Below are 22,118 nucleotides of genomic sequence, written 5' to 3'. Positions count from 1 at the left end.
ATGCAGTGGATTTGGGAAAGCATCAAGAATGTCTACGCTTTTCTTGCCGTTCTTCCGATAATACCGTTTCTTCTCGTTTATTTTGGTTATGGAGCTTTCACAGGAGATAAGAAGCGAGCATTTAGCACCGCTATGGATGTAACTACGGCACTTCTGATCGGCTGTGTGGCCGTATTGTTTAATAAAATATTTCACAGTTCTTTTGGTATTTACGGGATCTTGCTCGTTCTTCTTCTGGGCGGCGGGCTGCTCGGTAACGTGCAGTACCGATTAAAGGGCAATATCAATATGCGCCGCATCATGCGCGCTATCTGGCGTCTCGGTTTCTTTCTCATGAGTCTTTGTTACGTCATACTGATGTGTATCGGCATCGGGAAGAGTTTTTTTAACGTGTAATCGTTGTCAGCTAATCAATAAGAGATTAGAGGACCGCTCTCCGTTTCAGGAGGGTGGTTTTTTTTGACGGTGCGCTTTACGTTGTGTACAATGAATGAGAAAAACCGGACTTATTAAGGTTGATATTTACGAGGGAGAAAGGTAGAGACTATCCATGATAATCGATACGGTTCAGCTGCCTTTCGGACAGCCTGTCACCGAAGCTTATATACATCGAAGCCACCCCGGCGTAGAGGCGTTGTTCGGCAGCCACGCGGCAGAAAATATGCACTGGAAACGCAGGATGAGTTGGCTCTCGGAGAATGGAGATAAGCGCACGAATGCCCGTCTTCTTGGGGATACGCTCCAAACGTACAATACACGCTACAACAACGAAGCTGCGGTCATGGCGAATATCGACGCGATCCGCTCGGGGGCGCCGGTCATTGTAACCGGTCAGCAAGCAGGCTTATGGACAGGTCCGCTGCTAGTCATTCATAAAGCGGTTACGGCGATCTCGGCTGCGAAGGAAGCTTCGGCACGGCTGGGTTCTGTTGTTGTGCCGGTGTTCTGGATTGCCGGTGAAGACCATGACTTCGATGAAGTCAATCATGCCTATGTGCGGGGAGAAGCTGCTGCACTGACCCGGTTGGCCGTCACACGACCGAAGGGTGCTCGCACTGCTGTCAGCAGGACGAAGATTACGCAGGATACGTTCACGGAAGCGGTCCAGCTCTTAAGTGCTTCATTGCCTGACGCGTCGTTTAAGCCAGAGCTCCTTGAGAAGCTGGGCCAATTCGCGAAACAATCCGAGACGTTGTCCGATTTGTTCGCTTATTTGCTCGGGTGGCTGTTTGGCAGCCAGGGGCTTATTCTGCTCGATGCGGATAATGCTGCCATTCGGAAGCTGGAAGCGCCGATGTTCGGTCAAATGCTGGCACGTAACGATGAGCTCGAATCGGCTTACTTCCACAGCGCCAGCCAGCTTAGAGAGCATGGATTCTCGCCTGCAGCGGATGTTACGCAGGGCAGCGCGAATTTGTTTCTCTTCGACGAGGAAGAACGGATTCTGCTACATAAGCAGGAAGGTCAGTTTCGGAATCGTAAAGGCACCAAATCATGGCCAGTAGAGCAATTGCGTGAATGGGCAGAGCATGAACCTCAGCGCTTCAGCAACAATGTTCTGACAAGGCCGATCATGCAGGATTATGTGCTGCCTGTTCTGGCCGCGGTTCTTGGTCCTGGCGAGGTTGCTTATTGGTCGCTGACCGGTGAAGCCTTCAAGGTGTTAGGCATGGAGATGCCGATTATTGTGCCGCGGATGTCTTTTACGTTAGTAGAAGACAAAACGTCGAAGTATATGTCCAAATACGGATTGTCTTTCGAGGAAGTGGCTTTCCGATTTAAGGCCTGTAGAGAAGCATGGCTTAAGGAGCGGGATGAAACCGGAATTGAAGCTGGTTTCGCTGCAGCCCTTTCAGGAATTGAAGCACTCTACGAGCCCATTAAGGCATTAACCGTTTCTGTTGAGAATGGCCTAGGGGAATTGACCGATCAGAATCTGCATCGCATCAAGGATCAAATCTCGTACCTTGAGAAGCGAACCATGGATGCGCATGCCAAGAAGTTCGGAGCCGCGCTTCGACAATTGGACTGGATCGCCTTGTCATTATGGCCGGAGGGCAAGCCTCAGGAACGCGTATTGAATATGATGGAATTCTATAATTTATATGGAAGATCATGGATCGACAAGCTGCTGGACATTCCTTATGATCAACAGAGCGGCCATCATTTGATTTCGATTTAATGCAAGGATCAACAACGAGAACGTAGATGAAAGGGTGCTGAAGAACAATGACCGTTAATGCGAAGCAAAACAGTATCGTACGTGATATGGCGCTTGCGCCGGAAGGACATTTGAAGATTGATTGGGTTGCAGCCCATATGCCTGTACTTAACCGAATCCGGGAGCAGTTCGAGAAGGAGCAGCCGTTTAAAGGACTGAAGGTTGCGATCTCCCTGCACTTGGAGGCCAAAACAGCCTATTTGGCTAAAGTCGTTCAAGCCGGCGGCGCAGAAGTCACGATTACAGGCAGCAACCCGTTGTCCACGCAAGACGATGTATGTGCGGCGCTCGTTGAAGACGGCATCACCGTGTTTGCCAAATACAATCCGGAGCCGGCAGAATACAAGTCTCTGCTAGTTAAGGCGCTTGAAACGAAACCAGATCTTATTATCGACGACGGCGGCGATTTCGTCTCGATCCTCCACGCCGAACGCCCTGACCTCATGGAGAATATTCGCGGCGGTGCGGAAGAAACAACGACAGGTATTCTGCGTCTTAAAGCGATGGAGAAGGATGGTTCGCTGAACTTCCCGATGGTTGCCGTTAATGATGCTTTCTGTAAATACTTGTTCGATAACCGTTATGGCACAGGCCAATCCGTATTCGACGGTATCAACCGGACGACAAACCTTGTCGTAGCCGGCAAAACAGTCGTTGTTGCAGGTTATGGCTGGTGCGGTAAAGGGGTAGCGATGCGGGCGAAAGGTCTTGGCGCGCAAGTTATCGTAACGGAGATCGATGCAATTCGTGCAGTAGAGGCTTACATGGATGGATTTACTGTCCTTCCGATGATTGAAGCAGCTAAGCTGGGTGACTTCTTCGTTACGGTAACGGGTAACAAAGATGTCATTCGCGGCGAGCATTTCGAAGTGATGAAGAATGGCGCGCTTCTGTCCAACGCCGGTCACTTTGACGTAGAAGTGAACAAACCTGAGCTAGATGCACTTTCCAATGGCAAGCGTACAGTACGCCGTAACATTGAAGAGTACCAATTGAAAGACGGCCGCAGCATTTATTTGTTGGCGGAAGGTCGCTTGGTCAACCTGGCAGCAGGCGATGGTCACCCAGCCGAAATCATGGACATGACGTTTGCTCTGCAAGCGATGTCGCTTAAATATGTGAATGACAACTATAACAGCATCGGCAAGAAAGTCGTAAACGTTCCTTACGCGCTGGATGAGCAAGTAGCCCGCTACAAACTTGAAGCGATCGGTACTGGCATCGACAAGCTATCCGATGAGCAGAAGGAATATCTGGACAGCTGGCAAGAGCATTAATTTAGCTCAGTAATAGAGTCATACAAAGGCGCATGAACATGAGTTCCAATCGGAACCGGTTCATGCGTCTTTTTTCTCCCACAATATGCAACTTCTGCCTTTCACCCAACGTTTGATAGGTAAGTCGATTATATGACAAAGAAAAGTGGGGGTTGTATCATGAACATGCTTTATGGCGGAGGCGCAACAAAAAAGAGAAGCGTCAGATGGTTGATGCTGGTTGGCATTGCAGTCATGGTATGGATGCTGGCGGGTTGCTCTGCGAGCAACAGCGATCAGAATTCAGCGAAGAGTGATGGGTATGCAGGCAGCAGTGCAACGACGAACAACGCTGCGGCGAGTACGGAGGCAGCGGCGCCAATGACAGACGGCGACACAGAAATGACCACGTCGTCTTCAAACTCCAGTGCAAATACAGCTGCAAGCGCCGAAGAGCAGCCTGCAGCCGGAATGAGCGACACGAGCAGCAACATACCGGATGGCGAGTCCAGCTTCACTCGGAAGATCATTTATAAAGCGAACGTGAACATGGAGGTTGAAGACTACGGCAAAGCTCAAACCTCGCTGCGCAATTTGATTCATTTGTCAGGCGGTTATCTGCTCTCTTTCTCGGATAAGAAAACAACCTCCGAGCTGGGCGGGACCTATACCATTAAGGTACCGGCTGCCGGCTTCGATACATTCATCAGCGAGCTGGAGAAGATCAAGCACGAAGGCTTCGAAAGCAGTGCGCAAGGAACGGATGTGACAGAGGAATACGTCGATATGGAGGCAAGGCTGAAGGCTCGTCAAGTGGTAGAGGCTCGGCTGACCGCATTCATGGAGAAGGCGACGAAGACGACGGATCTGCTGCAAATTTCGAACCAGCTCGGCGACGTGCAAACCGAGATCGAGCGGATTAAAGGCCGAATTCGGTACTTGGACAAAAACGTGGAATACTCCACCATCGATCTAAGGATGTATCAAGTGTTAGAACCTGTTACTGCGAAAGATGAAGAGGAACCCGGTTTCCTGACTCGGATTACGGATGCCATGTCAGGCAGCACGAATGTGGTTTACGCGTTCATACAAGGTGTATTTATCTTCCTTGCAGGAGCGTTACCGGTATTGGCATTGGTCGCAATCGTAGGTATTCCTTCTTATTTGGCTTACCGAAGCAATCGGCGTAAGCGTAGTTCACTTCAGGCAGCCAGCACACAAAAAGTCCCGGAGATTGAGGCTGTAGAACCAGCCAAAGAGGAATCAGAATAGTAGAAGACCTAAGTAGCAAATCAAAGAGCTGCATCACATGTCCCCGGCGACATGTGGTGTCAGCTCTTTTTGCCGTGTTTGACTGCCGCCGGCAGCATGCTGAAGGGCAACAGTTATGGCGGTTTTCCTAGCGATCGCAGAGCGTTCCTCCTCGGAAGCTTCCAAGAAGATGGGGTTACGGAATAGAGCGGTCAGTGCTTCTTCGCTGGCAGCTGCTGCTTCTTCCTCACTGCGGAGTAAATAGTGTGTTACTTGATAGCAAAGCAGCTCGACCTTTCGAAGAAGGCTTATTTTATAGGTCAAGGCGGAAGTGCCGGTCACAGGCAGGCCCCCTTATGTATGATTCATCCAGCATTTCTTTTCTAGTGTACACGATCCAAAGCACTAAAAAGTTTCAAAATCGTTACAAGGTTAATCCCATAAATTATTTTATTAAATCCTGCTTAAGGAGCAGGATTTCAATTATTGGTGGCGAATAGTTCAACCTAAGTGGTGGAAAGTGGGGTTAAGTGGAGAATTTGGGGGAAGAGGTGGAGCGGTTCAATGTTTATGGGCGAACATCAGCATAGCATTGACGAGAAAGGCCGCATCATTATCCCGGCTAAATTCCGCGAACAACTCGGCGACCACTTTGTTGTCACACGAGGACTTGATAACTGTTTGTTTGTTTATCCGCAAAGCGAGTGGAGCTTGCTTGAACAGAAGCTGAAATCGCTGCCCATGATGAAGTCGGATGCACGTGCGTTCTCTCGTTTTTTCTTCTCGGGGGCAACGGAATGCGAGCTCGACAAACAGGGAAGGGTAAACTTACCGAATACGCTGTGCGAATATGCCAAGCTAGACAAGGACTGCATTGTGCTGGGCGTTTCGAACCGCGTAGAGATCTGGAGCAAACCGATCTGGGAGAGCTATTTCAAGCAATCCGAAGAGACCTTCAATGATATTGCAGAGAAGCTTGTTGATTTTGATTTTAATTTTTAGCTCGCTTGCCCAATCAGTAAGGACGAGCGAGGGGTTTAAAGCAGGGAGGATTACAGCATGTTTCAACACATCACGGTATTGAAAGAAGAAGCAGTAGATGGACTTGCCATTAAACCGGACGGCATCTACGTGGATTGTACACTCGGAGGAGCAGGTCACAGCGAGCTTATCGCATCCAGGCTTGGACCTAAGGGACGACTTATTGCATTAGATCAGGACGACTGGGCGCTCGATAACGCGCGCGTCAGGCTGTCCGCTTACATGGATCGTGTCACGCTGGTCAAAAGTAACTTTCGTTATTTAGCGCATGTGCTGAAGGGTTTGGGCATTTCCGGTGTAGACGGCGTATTGTTCGATCTTGGCGTTTCCAGCCCTCAGCTTGATGAAGGCGAACGCGGCTTTAGCTACAATCACGATGCGCCGCTTGATATGCGGATGGATCAAGACGGCATGCTGACGGCAGATGATATTGTCAATACATGGGACGAACGTGAAATCTCTCGTATCATTACGAACTACGGTGAAGAACGTTTTGCCAGATCAATCGCCCGTAAAATCATCGCGGCCAGAGAGCAGAAGCGAATCGAAACGACCGGCGAGCTGGTTGAGATCATTAAATCAGGCATACCTGCCGCTGCTAGGCGGACAGGCCCGCATCCTGCGAAGCGTACGTTTCAAGCGCTGCGCATTGCGGTTAACGATGAGCTTGGTGCAGAAGAGGAAGGTCTTGAACAGACGATAGACGTATTGAATGCCGGAGGACGAGCTTCCGTCATTACGTTTCATTCCCTGGAAGACCGGATTTGCAAGCAGCTGTTTGCGAAATTTGTTGAAAAATGCACCTGCCCAACCGACTTCCCGATGTGTGTTTGCGGCGGAGGCGGCAAGCTTAAGTTAGTGAATCGCAAGCCGATTCTTCCTAGTGAAGAGGAGCTGGAGCAGAATAAAAGATCACGCTCCGCAAAGCTGCGCGTTGCCGAGAAATTATAATCGCATAGAAGACAATACACCATAGATGAAGATGGAATAATAGCAGAGAAGGGGAGAGGGAACCGCAATGGCATATGTGAATGGGAATCTGGCGCTGCAGCCCAAACGAAAGCCGGAGCAGCGGCCGCAGTTCCGCGAGACCAAAAAAGTTGTCATCAAACGGAAGTCGCTGCCGGTGCAGGAGAAACTGCTGTATATGTTTACGATTCTCGTTTGTGTGGTTGTAGCTTTCGTCGTGATTTTCCGCTATGCGCAAATCTATCAGATGGAGCTTCAAATCAAGCAATTGACGAAGCAGCATGAGCAGTTGACCGAGCAGGTAGCCTTCTTGACATCTGAATACGAGAAAGCGAATGACCCGGCTAGTATTCGGAAGAAAGCGGCGGACCTGGGCTGGAAGCCGGATGACAATCCGATCAAAGTCAGCGTGGCGGAACCAAAAGCAACGAATGCAAGTGGAAAGAAATAGGTGGCAGCCATGACAAAGCGAATACGAATACGGACATTGTTGGTCGGAGGGTTTATCACCCTCCTTTTTCTTTTATTGGTGGGCCGAATCTATTGGGTTCAAGTTGTGAATGCCGACTTCTGGTCGGAGAAAGCTAGGGAAGTATGGTCGAAGTCGGAGAAGCTTATTCCGGTTCGCGGTACGATTTCAGATCGGGACGGTAATGTACTTGCAATGGATGTTGCGGCCTATACCGTCGCGGTTAATCCGAAGGTCATTCATGACCTGAAGCTGGAAAATGTCATCATTAACAAGCTTAGCGGCGTGCTTGGCAAATCGCAGATTACACTGCGTGAGATTGTCGAGGCCAAACAGAAGAACGGCGAATACTATCAGCAGCGTGAAGTGCGCAAAGAAGGCTGGAAGATTGACAAGTCGGTTGCGGATCGGATTCTTCGTTTCCGAGATCAGCTTGTCGAGGAAACCGGCCACAAGGATGTTGGTATCTACTTGATCGACCAACAGAAACGTTCCTATCCGAAAGGCAGCTTGGCCTCGCATATTCTCGGATATGAGAACAAGGAAGGCAAGGCTGTAATGGGGCTGGAAGCCTCGCTGAATGATCAGTTGAAAGGTACTGAGGGCGAAATTAAATACGAGCGGGACGGCAATGGTGTCATTCTGGAAGATGGGACCGTCAGCTTTAAACCTTCCGTGGACGGCAAAAATGTAAAGTTGACGATTGATATTGAGATTCAGCACTACATCGAAGAAGCAATTAAAGAAACGTATGATCAATATAAGCCGAAGAGCATTACCGCGATTGCGGCTGACCCGCAAACGATGGAAATTCTCGGCATGGCGAATTTGCCCAATTTTGACCCGAACCTGTACTGGACTGCACCGCAAGAGAACTTTTACGATCATGCTATTAAGTCCTTGTACGAGCCTGGTTCGACGTTTAAGATCGTGACGCTGTCAGGCGCTGTTCAAGAAGGCCTGTTTAACCCGGATGCGACTTACAAATCCGGTGCTATTAAAGTACCCGGCGGCACGATCCATGATATAAACAGAGAAGGCTGGGGAACCATTACGTACTTGGAAGGACTCAAACGGTCCAGTAACGTCGAATTCGTTAAGCTAGGCTATGAAGGGCTAAAGGCAGATAAGCTCAGAGACTATATCAACAAGTTTGGATTTAATCAAAAAACAGGCATAGAGTTGTCGGGTGAGCTGCCAGGACTTGTCCAATTTAAGTACCCGAGGGATATTGCTGCGGCAGCCTTTGGGCAAGGCGGTGTTCAAGTAACTCCGATTCAACAGGTTGCAGCTGTAGCCGCTGTAGCCAATGGCGGTAAGCTGCTCGTACCGCACCTAGTCAAGGAAATTCAAGATCCGATTTCGAAGAAAGTAGAAGTCATTAAACCACAGGTTGTCCGTCAGGTCATCTCCGAACAAACGGCTAAGAAAGTGGATGAATACCTGGAGCAAGTCGTATCTGACCAGGAGATCGGGTCCGGACGCAGAGCCTTTATTGAAGGCTACCGTGTAGCGGGCAAAACAGGTACGGCACAGAAGGTCGTTAACGGCAAATATGCGGAAGACAAATACGTGATATCTTTCATTGGTTTCGCGCCGGTTGGCAACCCGAAGATCGTCCTTTACCTCGTCATGGATGAGCCGAATGATCGGTTAGCGTCCGGTGGTACGGTTATGGCACCTGTATTCAAGAAGATTGTGCAGCAAAGTCTTCGCCATATGGATGTTGATCCCGTTACCAAAGTGAAGACAACCGCTTCAAACACGCCGAACCAAGAGCAAACCGTCGAAATTCCGAACTTGAATAAACTGGATTTAACGATTGCGAAAAATAAATTGAAATCCAGCAAGCTCAATTACGAAGTGGTCGGTAAAGGCAAAACCGTCCTGCAGCAAATTCCGAAGGCGGGCACATCAGTCAGTCCGGATCAGCGGATCTATCTCTTGACCGAAGAGAGAACGAAGCTGCCGATTCCGAATATGAAGGGCTTATCGCTTCGTGATGCTATGGAGATGTGCTCGATTCTGCAGATCCGCGTGATGACGACAGGGGAAGGTTTCGTAACCTCGCAATCATTGGCGAAGCAGGGAGAGAACAAAGTGCTTAAGCTTGTTCTGTCACCGCCGGCGATGCAAGTCTCCACGCAGACAGGCGAGGGCGAAGAAGCGACAAAAGAAGCAACAGACAACAGCAAATCGGGTACTACTTCTGGGGGATAGGCTTGTTCTAACCCCCTTTTTCTTTGAATAGGCTTGGATTAGGAAACGGATGGACGAACGTTCCCGTTTTACGAGCTATTCGGAGGGGATGTTAAGTGAAGGTTTCGAGTGTGACGATCAGGCGCAGGCTGTTTACGGCGCTTCTTATTGGCATTCTTGCATTCTCGCTGCTTGCAGGACGTCTGGGTTATGTGCAGCTGTGGAAAGGCGAGGAGCTGGCGGCCAAAGCGGAGGATTCCTGGCGCAGGGAAATTCCGTTCTCGGCGAAGCGGGGCGAGATTTTGGACCGAAACGGCACGATGCTTGCGTATAATATAAGCTCGCCTACCGTAATGGCGATACCCGCGCAAATCAAGGATGCAAAGTCGACTGCCGCTCAGCTTGCCAGTGTACTGGATATGTCGGAGGATGTTATCTATACAACGATCAAGAAGAAGCAGATGATAGTCAGTCTCAAACCAGGCGGTCGCAAAATCACGACGGAGAAAGCCCAGCAAATAAGGGACCTTAATTTACCTGGGATCGTGGTAGCCGAAGACAATAAGCGCTACTATCCGCTCGGCAGCTTTGCTTCCCATGTGCTCGGTTTTACCGGCATTGATAATCAAGGCTTAACCGGAATAGAAGCCAAATATGACGATATGCTGGAAGGCATTAACGGGAATATTTCCTTCTTATCTACGGCCGGAGGCAAGCAAATGCCCGGTTCAGGCGATACGTATTTGGAGCCCAAAGATGGACTTAATTTAGAACTGACGATAGACAAGCAGATTCAAACGATCATGGAGCGGGAGCTTGACCAAGCCATGGTCAAATTCCAGGCCGATGACATCATTGCCATCGCAATGGACCCTACGAATGGAGAGATTCTCGGAATGGCCAGCAGGCCAACTTACGAACCGGACAAATATCGTGATGTTGATCCGGCCATCTACAATCGCAATTTGCCGATTTGGATGACGTACGAGCCGGGGTCCACCTTCAAAATTATTACGCTGGCAGCTGCTTTGGAAGAGAAGAAGGTCAATCTCACAAGTGAGCATTTCTTTGATCCGGGTGCAGTTGAAATTGGCGGGGCAAGGCTGCGCTGCTGGAAGAAAGGCGGCCACGGCAGCCAGACCTTCCTCGAAGTCGTACAGAATTCTTGTAACCCGGGATTCGTTGCGCTTGGCAACAGACTTGGCAAAGAGAAGCTGTTCGATTATATTAAGAACTTCGGCTTCGGTAAGAAGACCGGCATCGACCTCGGCGGCGAGGAGAACGGGATTATGTTCAAAATGAGCCAGGTCGGACCTGTTGAGCTTGCAACTACCGCATTCGGTCAAGGGGTGTCGGTTACGCCGATCCAACAGATCACAGCTGTTTCGGCAGCGATCAACGGGGGTACACTGTATAAGCCGCATGTCGCCAAATCATGGATTAATCCGGAGACAGGCGATACCGTAAGCACGGTACAGCCGGAAGTCGTTCGAAACGTTATATCCGAGAATACGAGCAAGCAGGTGCGAGAAGCGCTGGAGAGCGTCGTAGCCAAAGGAACAGGACGCAACGCTTTCATAGACGGCTATCGTGTCGGCGGCAAGACAGGTACAGCCCAGAAGGTTATCAACGGCCGTTATTCACCGAATGAGCATATCGTTTCCTTCATCGGCTTCGCTCCGGCAGACGATCCGAAGATTGTTGTCTATGTCGCAGTCGATAACCCGCAAGGCATTCAATTCGGGGGCGTCGTTGCCGCGCCGATCGTACACAATATTTTGGAAGATGCACTGCCGTACATGGGCGTTGCTCCTCGTAAGGATCAGCTGAGCAAGGAGTATAAATACGGTGAAACACCGATCGTGGAAGTTCCGAATCTCATCGGCAAGACCGTCTCTGATATCTATGAAGATTTGAATATGAATTTCAGCCTTACCTCGGCAGGGAGCGGAGACACCGTGATCAGACAGTCACCTGCTGCCGGTACGCGGGTCGATCGAGGGTCAACCATACGGATTTATTTAGCAAAAGACGATGATGAAAGCTCTGTTCGCTGACTATAATGAGTATAGATAGATGAAGTAGGCCGCGACAAAGCTTTGCTGCTTCTTCATAGGCGGCCCTGCGCAGATTAGATCTGCTCACGGGAGGGGACTTAAGCGATGCGTGTGGAACACTTGGCTGCACTGCTGCTCACATCTGTTCTTGTCGGTGAAGGGACCGTGGAGGTTGGTGGAATTGAGACCGATTCCCGCCGCGTCTTGCCCGGCTGCGTCTTTATCTGTTTGCGTGGACATAAAGTTGATGGGCATGATTATGCGGGAGAAGCCGTTGCCAGAGGGGCCGTTGCTTTGGTGGTGGAGAGGCAGCTTGATCTGCCGATTCCTCAGCTTATTGTCAAAGACAGCCGTTATGCGATGGCCGTGATCGCGAATCATTATTTTGATTATCCGAGCCGTAAACTGAGATTGATCGGTGTTACGGGCACGAACGGTAAAACAACGACAACGTATTTAATCGAGAAAATCATGAGTGATGCCGGGTTCAGCACCGGTGTTATTGGAACGGTAGAAATGCGCTACGCCGGCCATACGCTGCCGATGTCGGGAACGACACCGGAAGCCCTTGAGCTTCAGCGTTCACTGGCTGCCATGGCAGAAGCAGGGACGGAGTATTGCGTCATGGAAGTTTCCTCGCATGCGCTGGAGCAGGGACGGGTGAAAGGCAGCAGATATCGGATTGCCATCTTCACCAATTTGACGCAGGATCATCTCGACTATCATGCTACTATGGAGCGATATGCATCAGCGAAAGGGTTGCTGTTCTCCCGGCTTGGCAATGAATTCGGGCGTGCGCCGGAGGATCGTTTGTTTGCGGTGCTGAATGCGGATGACGAAGCCTCGCCGAAGTACGCGGATGTTACGACAGCGGAGGTCGTCACCTATGGCATCGATCATGATGCGGATGTACGTGCCGACAAAGTGCGTATAACTGCGCACGGGACTGCCTTTCATGTAGAGACGTTCGCCGGATCTGCGGATATTACGCTGCGTATGGCCGGTAAATATAATGTATACAATGCGTTAAGCGCCATAAGCGCTGCTCTGATTGAAGGCGTGTCGCTGAAACAGATCAAGCAAAGTCTGGAAGATCTCCCCGGTGTTCCGGGCCGAGTCGAATCGGTGCAAGCCGGACAGAAGTTCGCGGTCATTGTGGATTATGCGCATACGCCTGACGGATTACAGAATGTGCTCACAGCCGTCAAGGAATTTGCGGTAGGTCGCGTCATTTGTGTGTTTGGCTGCGGTGGTGACCGTGACCGGACGAAGCGACCGCTCATGGGCCAAATTGCGGCGCAGCTTGCGGATTATTGCATCCTTACATCGGATAATCCGCGTACGGAGGATCCGGAGCGTATCCTGCTGGACGTTGAAGCAGGGCTTATACAGAACGAACCTGCGGCGATTCGTTATGAGCTGCTTGTTGACCGCAGAGAGGCGATACAAAAAGCGGTTGAAATGGCGAGGCGTGACGATGTAGTATTAATTGCGGGGAAAGGCCACGAAACCTATCAGGATATCGGCGGCGTCAAGTATGACTTCGACGACCGCGAGGTGGCTAAAGAAGCGATAAGGAGTCTTTCATAGTGATTACACGTAAATTAAGCGCGATTGCCGCCATGTGCGGTGGAACGATACAAAACGATACAGATGCCGGCAGTGTCGAAATAGCCGGCGTCTCCATTAACTCCCGGCGCATGTCGCCGGGTCAGTTGTTCATTCCGATCAAAGGCGAGAACTTTGACGGACATGATTATGCAAGCAGCGCGATCGAAAGCGGCGCTGTCGCTACGCTGTGGCAGCGGGACAAAGAACTTCCTGAGGCGCTTGCGAGTGGAGTGCCTCTTATAGTAGTAGACGACACGACTGCGGCGCTGCAGAAGCTTGCTTCCGCCTATCGCGACGAGTTAAAGGTACGTGTTATCGGCGTCACGGGCAGCAACGGCAAAACGACGACAAAAGATATGGTCGCAGCGCTGCTGTCGGGCTTTTTTCGCGTGCATAAAACAGATGGCAACTTTAACAACCATATCGGCTTGCCGCTGACGCTGCTGGCGTTAGCAGAAGGCGTAGAAGTTGTTGTGCTTGAGATGGGGATGAGCGAGTTCGGCGAGATCGATCTGCTGACTCGACTTGCGAAACCCGATGTCGCGATCATTACGAATATCGGCGAATCTCATATGCTTCAGCTTGGTTCACGTGCAGGCATTACACAAGCGAAGCTTGAAATTGTGGCCGGCTTAAAGCAGGGCGGTCTGCTGCTTATCAACGGCGATGAACCGCTTCTGCACGAAGGGCTTAAGGGGCTTGCGTTGCCGGAGCTGACAGAGGTACAAACCTTCGGTTTGCAAGGGGATAATCGTTGGGCGGCGGAGAACGTAATCGTGAACGCTACGACTTCAACCTTTGATGTAAAGGGCGATAATGGGCTCCAGCATGTTGAACTTCCTGTGGCCGGGACGCATAATGTATCCAATGCGCTCGCTGCGATTGCCACAGCGAAGAAATTTGGTCTGCCCGACGATGTGATCCGCAAAGGATTTGCTGGGCTGAAGCTGACAGCGATGCGCATTGAGCCGGGTGTTGCGTATAATGGAGCAATGCTACTTAATGATGCCTACAATGCCAGTCCGACTTCCGTCCGCGCAGCGATTGATCTCGTAGCAGGGCTGTCCGGTTATCACTGCAAATGGCTCGTCCTCGGCGATATGCTGGAGCTCGGGCCGGACGAAGAAGCGATGCATGGTGAAATCGGCGCCTATGTGAATCCGTCCAAAGCAGAGCGGGTGCTGACATTCGGCAAGCTTTCACAGCATATTGCTTCTGAAGCTGCAAAGCAATTTGCTGACGGCTCCGATCATATAAAAGCATTCGAAGACAAGCAACAACTTATAGAATGGCTCCGCGCACATCTGGTGCCGGAAGATCTCGTACTGGTGAAAGGATCCCGCGGCATGCGCATGGAAGAAATTATCCATGACCTGCAGCGTGCATAGAGGTGAAAATATGGACGTAAAGGTCATTCTTCTGTCAATCGGCGCTTCCTTCATGCTTGCATTACTGTTCGGACCTTTGTTCATTCCGCTGCTGAAACGGTTGAAATTCGGCCAGCAGATCCGTACAGACGGCCCGCAAAGCCATCTGAAGAAATCAGGGACACCGACGATGGGCGGCATCATTATTATGCTGGCTGTGCTGCTGGCGTTTCTGAAGTTCTCGGATAAAACGTCTTCTTTCTGGGTGCTGCTCGTTGCATCGCTCGGCTTTGGGCTGGTCGGATTTCTGGATGATTATATCAAAATCGTATTTAAACGGTCGCTTGGCCTGACAGCGATGCAAAAGCTGGTTGGCCAGCTGATATTCTCCGTCATTATATGCGTACTGCTCTATCAAATGCATCACAGTACGGTAATAAGCATTCCGGGAACATCCGCGGAGCTTGATTTCGGATGGTTCTACTATCCATTCGTCGTTATCATGCTGTTCGCCACAACGAATGCGGTTAACTTCACAGACGGCGTTGACGGATTGTTGGCAGGGACAGGCGCAGTGGCGTTCACGGCCTTCGCGATTCTCGCGCTGCATGCAAGTGAACATGAATCCGCCATCTTCTCGGCGACGATGATCGGCGCGATGCTGGGCTTCTTGGTGTTCAACGCGCATCCGGCAAAGGTGTTCATGGGCGATACAGGCTCACTTGGCATCGGCGGCGGTATGGCGGCTGTGGCGATTCTAACCAAAACCGAAATCTTGCTGGTCATAATCGGCGGCGTTTTCGTTCTCGAGATGCTGTCGGTTATACTGCAAGTAGGATCATTTAAATTACGAGGCAAACGTATTTTCAAAATGAGCCCGATCCATCATCATTTCGAATTATCCGGCTGGTCCGAGTGGAAGGTTGTTACTTCCTTCTGGTTCGTCGGCATCGTCTTCGCCGCGATCGGCTTGCTGCTGGGACGGTAAGTGCGTAAAGGGATGAAAGAGAATGGGACGCTGGGAGTACAACGCTGCGCGTGCGGATCATTGTTACGATCGCTGTTGTCCGTCGGATTTCTTTGAATCTATAGCAGATTTATCGGTAGAAATCCGCCAGACAAAGGCGAACGCTGACGCTTCTACACCACGACCGCCCGCTCCGCTCTTGTACCCGGCTATTCTTTCAAAGTCCCGAAGGGACAAGGTAACGAAGTTGCCGACAACTAACCCTGCGCGGGAATGGGAGCGTGTCCCGGAGGGACGAAAGCGGGCACTACGCCAAATGTTGCAACAACGACGCGCCTCTGGGGCTCAAACGTTACGATGTGACGAAGTCAACAGGTAACACGGGAGCGCCAAAATGAAAGTCAGTCCCGGAAGGGACTTCGAGCACCTCCACCAAATGTAGCTAGGAGCGTTCCTCTGGAGCACCAACGTTATACCTTCCGGGTGTCCAGAGGGCCGGGGCCCTCGGGGTCCCCCTTTCAAAGGGGGATTTAGGGGGATTGTCATTAAATAGGGGAATAATATTCCAATCTTAAAAAAGTGGATTGTCACTTAGGGAGTTGGCACATAGATGAAACACCCATCCTTATACAAGGATCAACAGGTTGTCGTACTCGGCTTAGCCAGAAGCGGAGTCAGCGTCGCGAAGATATTCCATAAACTCGGCGCAAAGGTAACCGTCAACGATATGAAGGAACGTCATTTATCTCCCGAAGCGGACGAGCTGGACGCTTTGGGCGTTTCTGTTATTTGCGGCAGTCATCCGGCGGATCTTATTGATGCGGATACGGCGCTGGTGGTGAAGAATCCGGGAATCCCTTATACGTCACCACCGGTTAAGCAAGCGGTGGAGCTGGGCATCGAGGTCGTGACGGAAGTCGAGGTGGCCTATCTATTGTCGCCTGCACCTATCATCGGGATTACCGGTTCCAATGGGAAAACAACGACAACGACTTGGATCGGCGAACTGCTGGAAGCAGCAGGGCTCAATCCGATCGTAGCCGGCAACATTGGGACGCCTCTGTGCGAAGCGGCGCAGACGGCATCGAGCGAGGATTGGATTGTCGCCGAGCTTAGCAGCTTCCAATTGAAAGGGACAACGGAGTTTCGGCCGCGGATCAGCATGCTGCTCAATGTGGTGGAGACCCATCTGGACTATCACGGCGGCATGGAAGACTATGTGGCGTCCAAAGCGAAGCTTTTTGCCAATCAGACGCCTGAGGATACAGCGATCTTGAATGCAGATGATCCGGTTTGCCGCGAGCTGATGCATGCTGGATCGATTCGAGCGCGCATTCTGCCGTTCTCTACAACCAAAGAGCTTACATATGGCCTATGTGTCATACCGCCGTACCCAGCGGATCTGACAGAGCCGGTCGGAGACGCGAACCGTCAACTTGTATGGCGTGATGAGCAGGGGCAGTCCCATGAAATAATCTCAGTTGATGAAGTGGGCATTCCGGGACGCCACAATACCGCGAACGCACTTGCGGCCATTGCTGCTTGTATAACAGCAGGGGCTAACATCGAAGCGCTGCTAGAGCCGCTTCGTCAGTTCCGCGGTGTGGAGCACCGAATGGAGTTTGTGCGCAATCATGGCGGAATCGCTTATTACAATAATTCCAAAGCAACGAACGGAACAGCTGCGATTATTTCGCTGCGTTCCTTCCAAGGACGCAGCATTGTGCTCATTGCCGGCGGGCTGGACAGAGGCTCCGATTATATGGAGCTGCTGCCGCATTTCCGCGATCAAGTGAAAGCGGTAGTAGCTTTAGGCGAAACCCGCGGCAAAATTGCCGAAGTCGCAAGACGTGCAGGTTTAACGACCATTAAAGTCGTCGAACCTGTGGAGGACGCCGAAAGCACGCTGCAGCTCGCAGTTCGAGAAGCAGCAGCCCTCGCGGAGCCCGGAGATACCGTTCTCCTGTCTCCGGCCTGTGCAAGCTGGGATATGTTCAAATCCTATGAAGAACGAGGGCGCATTTTTAAAGAATCGGCGCATAACTTGTAAGTAGGGGGCTTGTCCCTACTTAAGCTTGCAAGAGGTGTTCTCGCTATGGCAAAAGCCAGGTCTGCCCCGGATATGTGGATGATCATTTCGATTGGACTCATTTTGGCTATCGGACTTGTAATGGTGTACAGCGCCAGTGCGGTGCTGGCCTTCCATGAATTTGGAGACAAATTTTATTATGTGAAACGACAGGTGCTGTTTGCAGCGCTCGGCATTGGGGCGATGATCGTCACGATGAACGCAGACTATTGGATTTGGCGCAAATGGGCGAAGCTCGGTCTATTCGTTTGTTTCGGCATGCTGCTGCTCGTCTTGATCCCCGGCATCGGGGTCGTACGCGGCGGTGCGCGAAGCTGGCTTGGTATCAGCTCGTTTGGCATTCAGCCATCCGAGTTTATGAAGCTTGCGATGGTTATCTTTCTCTCGAAGATGCTTGCGGACAAACAGCAGGCAGTAACGCAGTTTACGAAAGGCCTTCTGCCGCCGCTTGGTATTATGGGACTGGCCTTCGGCCTCATCATGATGCAGCCGGATCTGGGCACAGGAGCCGTCATGATCGGCGCTTCGCTGCTCGTTATTTATACAGCAGGCGCGCGTTTAACGCATTTGGGATCGCTGGCTTTAGTAGGTGTAGCCGGCCTTGTCGGACTTATTCTGGCAGCGCCGTACAGGCTGCAGCGAATTACAGCCTTTCTCGATCCATGGGCAGATCCGCTTGGTGCAGGCTATCAGTCCATTCAGTCGCTTTATGCGATTGGACCAGGGGGGTTGGTAGGCCTTGGCCTCGGAATGAGCAGACAGAAATTCAGCTATCTGCCAGAACCGCAAACCGATTTTATTTTCTCGATTGTGTCGGAGGAACTTGGCTTCATAGGCGGAACTACGATTATTACATTGTTCGCTATCTTGCTATGGCGAGGCATGCGGACAGCAATTGCAGCTCCCGATACGTTCGGCAGCCTGCTGGCCGTCGGCATTATCGGCATTGTTGCCGTACAAGTGTTTATCAATATCGGGGTTGTTATCGGCATGATGCCGGTTACGGGAATCACACTCCCGCTCGTTAGCTACGGAGGTTCCTCGCTGACACTGCTTCTGACATCGTTAGGTATTTTACTGAATATATCCCGTTACTCGAGGTGACTAATACATGCGTATCGTATTGACAGGCGGCGGAACAGGCGGCCACATCTATCCCGCGCTTGCAATTGGCAAGCAGGTGATGGAGGAGCAGCCGGACTCGTCCATCCTGTACATCGGCTCCCCGAAGGGGCTTGAAAGCCGGATCGTGCCTGCGCAGGGCATTCCCTTCGAATCGGTCGAAATTACAGGCTTTAGACGAAAGCTTTCGTTCGAGAATGTCAGGACGGTCATGCGTTTCCTAAAAGGTGTTCGGAGATCCAAGCAGCTGCTGAGAAACTTTAAACCGGACGTAGTTGTCGGTACAGGCGGTTATGTGTGCGGACCCGTTATCTATGCGGCTGCAAAACTGGGCATCCCGACACTTATCCACGAACAGAATGCGGTTGCAGGCTTGACCAACCAATTTCTCTCCCGATATGCGAGCAGCGTAGCGGTCAGCTTCAAGGATGCGCTGTCGCAATTCAAGCGGCAGCCGAATACGATATTTACCGGAAATCCGTGTGCGACCAGCGTCGTTCGCGCCGATAAAGAGCAAGGCTACACCAGGCTAAACATTCCGGCAGGCAGTCGAGTCGTGCTGCTTGTAGGGGGCAGCCGAGGGGCGAAAGCGATAAATGATGTCATGGTGGACATGGCACCGCTGCTTAAGCGGCTGCCAGACGTCCATTTTGTGTTTGTGACCGGAGAAAGCTATTACGAGAATACGAAGCGCCGCATGGATGAAGTGCTGCAGGCACGTTCCGAGTACCTTCAAGTGCTGCCGTATTTGCATCACATGCCGGAGGTGCTGGCGATTTCCGATTTAGTAGTCGGAAGAGCCGGCGCATCCTCGATCGCCGAATTGACGGCACTTGGCATCCCATCGATTCTGATTCCGTCGCCGAACGTGACAAACAACCATCAGGAAGCGAATGCCAGAAGTTTGGTAGATGCCGGTGCAGCCGAAATGATCCTTGAACGCAACCTGAACGGTGAGCTCCTCTTCGAGCGAATCAATCAGATTATGAATAGCAAGCAAACGCAAACGGCGATGAATACCGCTGCGAAATCACTAGGCGTGCCGGATTCGGCAGCGCTGATTGTCAATCAATTGAAGCAATTAACAACAAGACAAAAATAAGTCTGTCCTATAGGCGATTGTCACACTCCTGTGCGGGAAGGCATAGTATATGGCATAATCGTGACCGTCACCCGGCGGGCCTCTCAGTCTTTGCTAAACAGCAAGGCGGCGGGCCACCCGGAGGAGCGAACGAGCGCCAGGCAAGTTTCAATCGCTATAGCAGAAGGAGGTACGACAGATGGAGCAGTTTTTGGCGGAGCTAAGCGAAATAGATGCAGGGAAAGTCCTGTTTAACAAGCCACTCTCCGAATTTACAACTTGGAAAATCGGTGGACCGGCAGATGTACTTATTATTCCGAATACCGAAGACCAGCTGGTGTCGGTCGTCCGGTTGCTCCATATACATGGGGTACAGTGGACCAATCTCGGACGCGGCTCCAACATGCTAGTCAGCGACAAAGGAATCCGCGGCGTCGTCATTCAACCGGGTGAAGCATTCGATTATGCACGATTTGATGGCACGCTCGTTCATGCAGGTGCCGCTTATTCCTTTATCAAGCTGTCGGTTCTGGCAGCCAAGGAAGGGTTATCCGGATTGGAGTTCGCGGGGGGAATTCCAGGATCGGTAGGCGGAGCTGTTTATATGAACGCCGGCGCTCACGGGTCGGATGTGTCACGTATCTTCAAATCAGCTGACATTGTACTGGAAACAGGGGAATTGGTTCGCTACGGAATAGAGGATATGAAGTTCACTTACCGTCATTCATGCTTGCATGAACGACCGGGCATCGTCATTGGAGCCGTGTTTGAGCTTGAGCAGGGAGAGCGTAAAGACATTATGTCGACTACTTCCTCTTATAAACAGCGTCGTCTGCTGACTCAACCGCTGCAATTGCCATGTGCCGGAAGTGTGTTCCGCAATCCGCCGAATGATTTTGCCGCAAGGCTCATTCAAGAAGCGGGTCTCAAAGGAATGCGCTGCGGTGGCGCCGAGATCTCAAACTTGCATGCCAATTTCATTGTCAACACCGGGCAAGCGAAAGCTGAAGACGTTCTCACCCTGATGAAAACCATTCAAAGCACCGTGAAGGACAAATTTGGAGTCGAACTGGTGGCGGAGGTACTGGTTATGGGTGAGCGGTAATCCGGAGGTGATAAATTGGACAAATTGGTGATTGAAGGCGGGAAACCTCTCTCAGGAACCATTGTTATCCAAGGCGCGAAAAATGCCGCTTTGCCGATTTTAGCTGCTAGTATGCTGGTAGAAGGAAAAGTGACGATCGATCATGTACCTAAACTGCTTGATATCGACGTCATGCTTAACATTTTGCGCGAACTTGGCTGCCGGGCAGAGCACGAGGACGAAACCGTCACGCTCGATACGTCAAGCTTGCATTCTTCCCACATTCCTGAGGCTCTTATGCGTCAAATGCGATCATCCATTTTTCTTATGGGGCCGCTGTTAGCAAGGTTTGGCGAAGTAACGATATATCAGCCAGGCGGCTGCGCGATCGGAGAACGGAAAATCGATTTGCATCTTAGCGGCCTTCGGGCGCTGGGGGCGCAGGTCGACGAGGAAGACAGCCGAATAGTCTGTTATGCAAAACGGTTGAAAGGCGCGGAAATTCACCTGGATTTCCCGAGCGTCGGAGCTACGGAGAACATTATGATGGCCGCGGTGCTCGCCGAGGGGCTGACTACGATCAGCAATGCTGCTCGTGAACCGGAAATTCAAGATTTACAGCATTTCTTGAACAGTATGGGTGCTAAGATTTTCGGTGCCGGTACGGATACGATTACGATCGAAGGAGTAGAGAAGCTGACGCCATGCCGCTATCAAGTCATTCCGGACCGGATTGTGACCGGAACGGTGATGGTAGCCGCTGCCGCAACGCGCGGGCAGGTGACGCTGCTGAATACATGTCCTTCGCACTTAACCTCTCTCATCCATGTGCTTAGACGCACAGGTGTTCAAATAACGGTTGACGATGATATAATCAAAGTAGGTACTGCAGCACGCCCTAAAGCTGTTGACCGCATCGTAACCTCGCCTTATCCAGCATTCCCTACCGATTTGCAATCGCAAATAATGGTTCTCCTTGCACTGGCAGACGGTGTAAGTGTAATGAAAGAAACGATTTTTGAAGGCAGATTCAAGCATGTCGATGAACTCTCACGCATGGGAGCGGACATCCGCGTTGATCTGAACTCCGCTTTCATCCGCGGGGTGTCGCGTTTGTATGGTGCTACGGTTGAAGCAACGGATTTGCGCGCAGGTGCAGCTCTAGTTATTGCAGGGCTTGCCGCGCAAGGAAAAACCGTCGTGGAGCAGGTGCATCATATCGATCGTGGTTATGACCGGATTGAGACCATGCTGGGCAGGCTGGGAGCCAGAATTACCCGCTATTCACCTGTGCCGAACAACCAAATCGTTCCATAACATCGTGTGTGGACAGA

18 protein-coding genes are annotated in these 22,118 nt (G+C 51.2%); 17 read left to right on the top strand and 1 reads right to left on the bottom strand.

Annotated features, from left to right (window positions below; genetic code table 11):
- The 4 genes from AC0YN4_RS08290 (at position 1) to AC0YN4_RS08275 (ending at position 4,749) form a co-directional block, all read left to right on the top strand.
- On the top strand, positions 1-396 hold the full coding sequence (locus tag AC0YN4_RS08290) for a DUF3397 domain-containing protein (RefSeq protein WP_475779193.1): 396 nt from the start codon (positions 1-3) through the stop codon (positions 394-396).
- 154 nt (positions 397-550) lie between these two features.
- Positions 551-2,182, top strand: coding sequence for a bacillithiol biosynthesis cysteine-adding enzyme BshC (bshC, locus tag AC0YN4_RS08285; RefSeq protein ID WP_475835546.1), 1,632 nt, complete (start codon positions 551-553; stop codon positions 2,180-2,182).
- 47 nt (positions 2,183-2,229) lie between these two features.
- On the top strand, positions 2,230-3,498 hold the full coding sequence (locus AC0YN4_RS08280) for an adenosylhomocysteinase (RefSeq protein ID WP_475835545.1): 1,269 nt from the start codon (positions 2,230-2,232) through the stop codon (positions 3,496-3,498).
- A 159-nt stretch (positions 3,499-3,657) separates the two neighbouring features.
- Positions 3,658-4,749: a DUF4349 domain-containing protein gene (locus AC0YN4_RS08275; RefSeq protein WP_475835544.1), complete on the top strand. Its 1,092-nt coding sequence runs from the start codon at positions 3,658-3,660 to the stop codon at positions 4,747-4,749.
- A gap of 33 nt (positions 4,750-4,782) precedes the next feature.
- On the opposite strand, the gene AC0YN4_RS08270 is transcribed toward AC0YN4_RS08275, so the two are convergent.
- Complete coding sequence (locus AC0YN4_RS08270; RefSeq protein ID WP_475835543.1) at positions 4,783-5,070, bottom strand: hypothetical protein; 288 nt, start codon at positions 5,068-5,070, stop codon at positions 4,783-4,785.
- Between the two features lie 222 nt (positions 5,071-5,292).
- Between AC0YN4_RS08270 and mraZ the strand changes: the two genes are divergently transcribed.
- The 13 genes from mraZ (at position 5,293) to murA (ending at position 22,101) form a co-directional block, all read left to right on the top strand.
- Positions 5,293-5,730 (top strand): division/cell wall cluster transcriptional repressor MraZ, encoded by a 438-nt coding sequence (gene mraZ / locus AC0YN4_RS08265; protein WP_090979835.1) that lies wholly within the window; start codon positions 5,293-5,295, stop codon positions 5,728-5,730.
- A gap of 57 nt (positions 5,731-5,787) precedes the next feature.
- Entirely contained in the window at positions 5,788-6,720 is a 933-nt protein-coding gene (gene rsmH, locus AC0YN4_RS08260; RefSeq protein ID WP_475835542.1) for a 16S rRNA (cytosine(1402)-N(4))-methyltransferase RsmH, read from the top strand.
- Positions 6,721-6,787: 67 nt separating this feature from the next.
- Positions 6,788-7,189 (top strand): FtsL-like putative cell division protein, encoded by a 402-nt coding sequence (locus AC0YN4_RS08255; RefSeq protein WP_475835541.1) that lies wholly within the window; start codon positions 6,788-6,790, stop codon positions 7,187-7,189.
- Between the two features lie 78 nt (positions 7,190-7,267).
- Positions 7,268-9,427 carry a penicillin-binding transpeptidase domain-containing protein gene (locus AC0YN4_RS08250; protein ID WP_475835540.1) on the top strand — a complete coding sequence of 720 codons (2,160 nt, stop codon included), beginning with the start codon at positions 7,268-7,270 and terminating at the stop codon, positions 9,425-9,427.
- Positions 9,428-9,522: 95 nt separating this feature from the next.
- Positions 9,523-11,463 (top strand): stage V sporulation protein D, encoded by a 1,941-nt coding sequence (locus tag AC0YN4_RS08245; RefSeq protein WP_475779201.1) that lies wholly within the window; start codon positions 9,523-9,525, stop codon positions 11,461-11,463.
- Between the two features lie 105 nt (positions 11,464-11,568).
- A complete protein-coding gene (locus AC0YN4_RS08240; RefSeq protein ID WP_475835539.1) occupies positions 11,569-13,053 on the top strand; it encodes a UDP-N-acetylmuramoyl-L-alanyl-D-glutamate--2,6-diaminopimelate ligase in 1,485 nt (494 codons plus the stop codon).
- Positions 13,053-14,462 carry a UDP-N-acetylmuramoyl-tripeptide--D-alanyl-D-alanine ligase gene (locus AC0YN4_RS08235; protein ID WP_475835538.1) on the top strand — a complete coding sequence of 470 codons (1,410 nt, stop codon included), beginning with the start codon at positions 13,053-13,055 and terminating at the stop codon, positions 14,460-14,462. Before AC0YN4_RS08240 ends, AC0YN4_RS08235 begins: the two co-directional genes overlap by 1 nt.
- A gap of 10 nt (positions 14,463-14,472) precedes the next feature.
- Positions 14,473-15,429, top strand: a complete 957-nt coding sequence (gene mraY, locus AC0YN4_RS08230; protein WP_475779204.1) for a phospho-N-acetylmuramoyl-pentapeptide-transferase — start codon at positions 14,473-14,475, stop codon at positions 15,427-15,429.
- A gap of 589 nt (positions 15,430-16,018) precedes the next feature.
- The gene (murD, locus tag AC0YN4_RS08225) at positions 16,019-17,458 is read left to right on the top strand and encodes a UDP-N-acetylmuramoyl-L-alanine--D-glutamate ligase (RefSeq protein WP_475835537.1); all 1,440 of its coding nucleotides are present in this window, start codon (positions 16,019-16,021) and stop codon (positions 17,456-17,458) included.
- A gap of 45 nt (positions 17,459-17,503) precedes the next feature.
- Positions 17,504-18,601 carry a stage V sporulation protein E gene (gene spoVE / locus AC0YN4_RS08220; RefSeq protein WP_475779206.1) on the top strand — a complete coding sequence of 366 codons (1,098 nt, stop codon included), beginning with the start codon at positions 17,504-17,506 and terminating at the stop codon, positions 18,599-18,601.
- Positions 18,602-18,608: 7 nt separating this feature from the next.
- Positions 18,609-19,721, top strand: coding sequence for an undecaprenyldiphospho-muramoylpentapeptide beta-N-acetylglucosaminyltransferase (gene murG, locus AC0YN4_RS08215; RefSeq protein WP_475835536.1), 1,113 nt, complete (start codon positions 18,609-18,611; stop codon positions 19,719-19,721).
- A gap of 178 nt (positions 19,722-19,899) precedes the next feature.
- Positions 19,900-20,805 carry a UDP-N-acetylmuramate dehydrogenase gene (gene murB, locus AC0YN4_RS08210; protein ID WP_475779208.1) on the top strand — a complete coding sequence of 302 codons (906 nt, stop codon included), beginning with the start codon at positions 19,900-19,902 and terminating at the stop codon, positions 20,803-20,805.
- Positions 20,806-20,820: 15 nt separating this feature from the next.
- Complete coding sequence (gene murA / locus AC0YN4_RS08205) at positions 20,821-22,101, top strand: UDP-N-acetylglucosamine 1-carboxyvinyltransferase (RefSeq protein WP_091219514.1); 1,281 nt, start codon at positions 20,821-20,823, stop codon at positions 22,099-22,101.
- The last annotated feature ends 17 nt before the right edge of the window (positions 22,102-22,118 follow it).

The organism is Paenibacillus sp. J22R3 (assembly GCF_056269305.1).
This window is presented reverse-complemented; position numbering and strand designations above follow the sequence as displayed.

What these genes read in the sequence shown, in the direction of transcription:
- murB (WP_475779208.1), top strand. Translation starts at nt 19,900, where the DNA reads ATGGAGCAGTTTTTGGCGGAGCTAAGCGAAATAGATGCAGGGAAAGTC.
- mraZ (WP_090979835.1), top strand. Translation starts at nt 5,293, where the DNA reads ATGTTTATGGGCGAACATCAGCATAGCATTGACGAGAAAGGCCGCATC.
- rsmH (WP_475835542.1), top strand. Translation starts at nt 5,788, where the DNA reads ATGTTTCAACACATCACGGTATTGAAAGAAGAAGCAGTAGATGGACTT.
- AC0YN4_RS08280 (WP_475835545.1), top strand. Translation starts at nt 2,230, where the DNA reads ATGACCGTTAATGCGAAGCAAAACAGTATCGTACGTGATATGGCGCTT.
- AC0YN4_RS08240 (WP_475835539.1), top strand. Translation starts at nt 11,569, where the DNA reads ATGCGTGTGGAACACTTGGCTGCACTGCTGCTCACATCTGTTCTTGTC.
- AC0YN4_RS08290 (WP_475779193.1), top strand. Translation starts at nt 1, where the DNA reads ATGCAGTGGATTTGGGAAAGCATCAAGAATGTCTACGCTTTTCTTGCC.
- bshC (WP_475835546.1), top strand. Translation starts at nt 551, where the DNA reads ATGATAATCGATACGGTTCAGCTGCCTTTCGGACAGCCTGTCACCGAA.
- mraY (WP_475779204.1), top strand. Translation starts at nt 14,473, where the DNA reads ATGGACGTAAAGGTCATTCTTCTGTCAATCGGCGCTTCCTTCATGCTT.
- spoVE (WP_475779206.1), top strand. Translation starts at nt 17,504, where the DNA reads ATGGCAAAAGCCAGGTCTGCCCCGGATATGTGGATGATCATTTCGATT.
- AC0YN4_RS08255 (WP_475835541.1), top strand. Translation starts at nt 6,788, where the DNA reads ATGGCATATGTGAATGGGAATCTGGCGCTGCAGCCCAAACGAAAGCCG.
- murD (WP_475835537.1), top strand. Translation starts at nt 16,019, where the DNA reads ATGAAACACCCATCCTTATACAAGGATCAACAGGTTGTCGTACTCGGC.
- murG (WP_475835536.1), top strand. Translation starts at nt 18,609, where the DNA reads ATGCGTATCGTATTGACAGGCGGCGGAACAGGCGGCCACATCTATCCC.
- AC0YN4_RS08275 (WP_475835544.1), top strand. Translation starts at nt 3,658, where the DNA reads ATGAACATGCTTTATGGCGGAGGCGCAACAAAAAAGAGAAGCGTCAGA.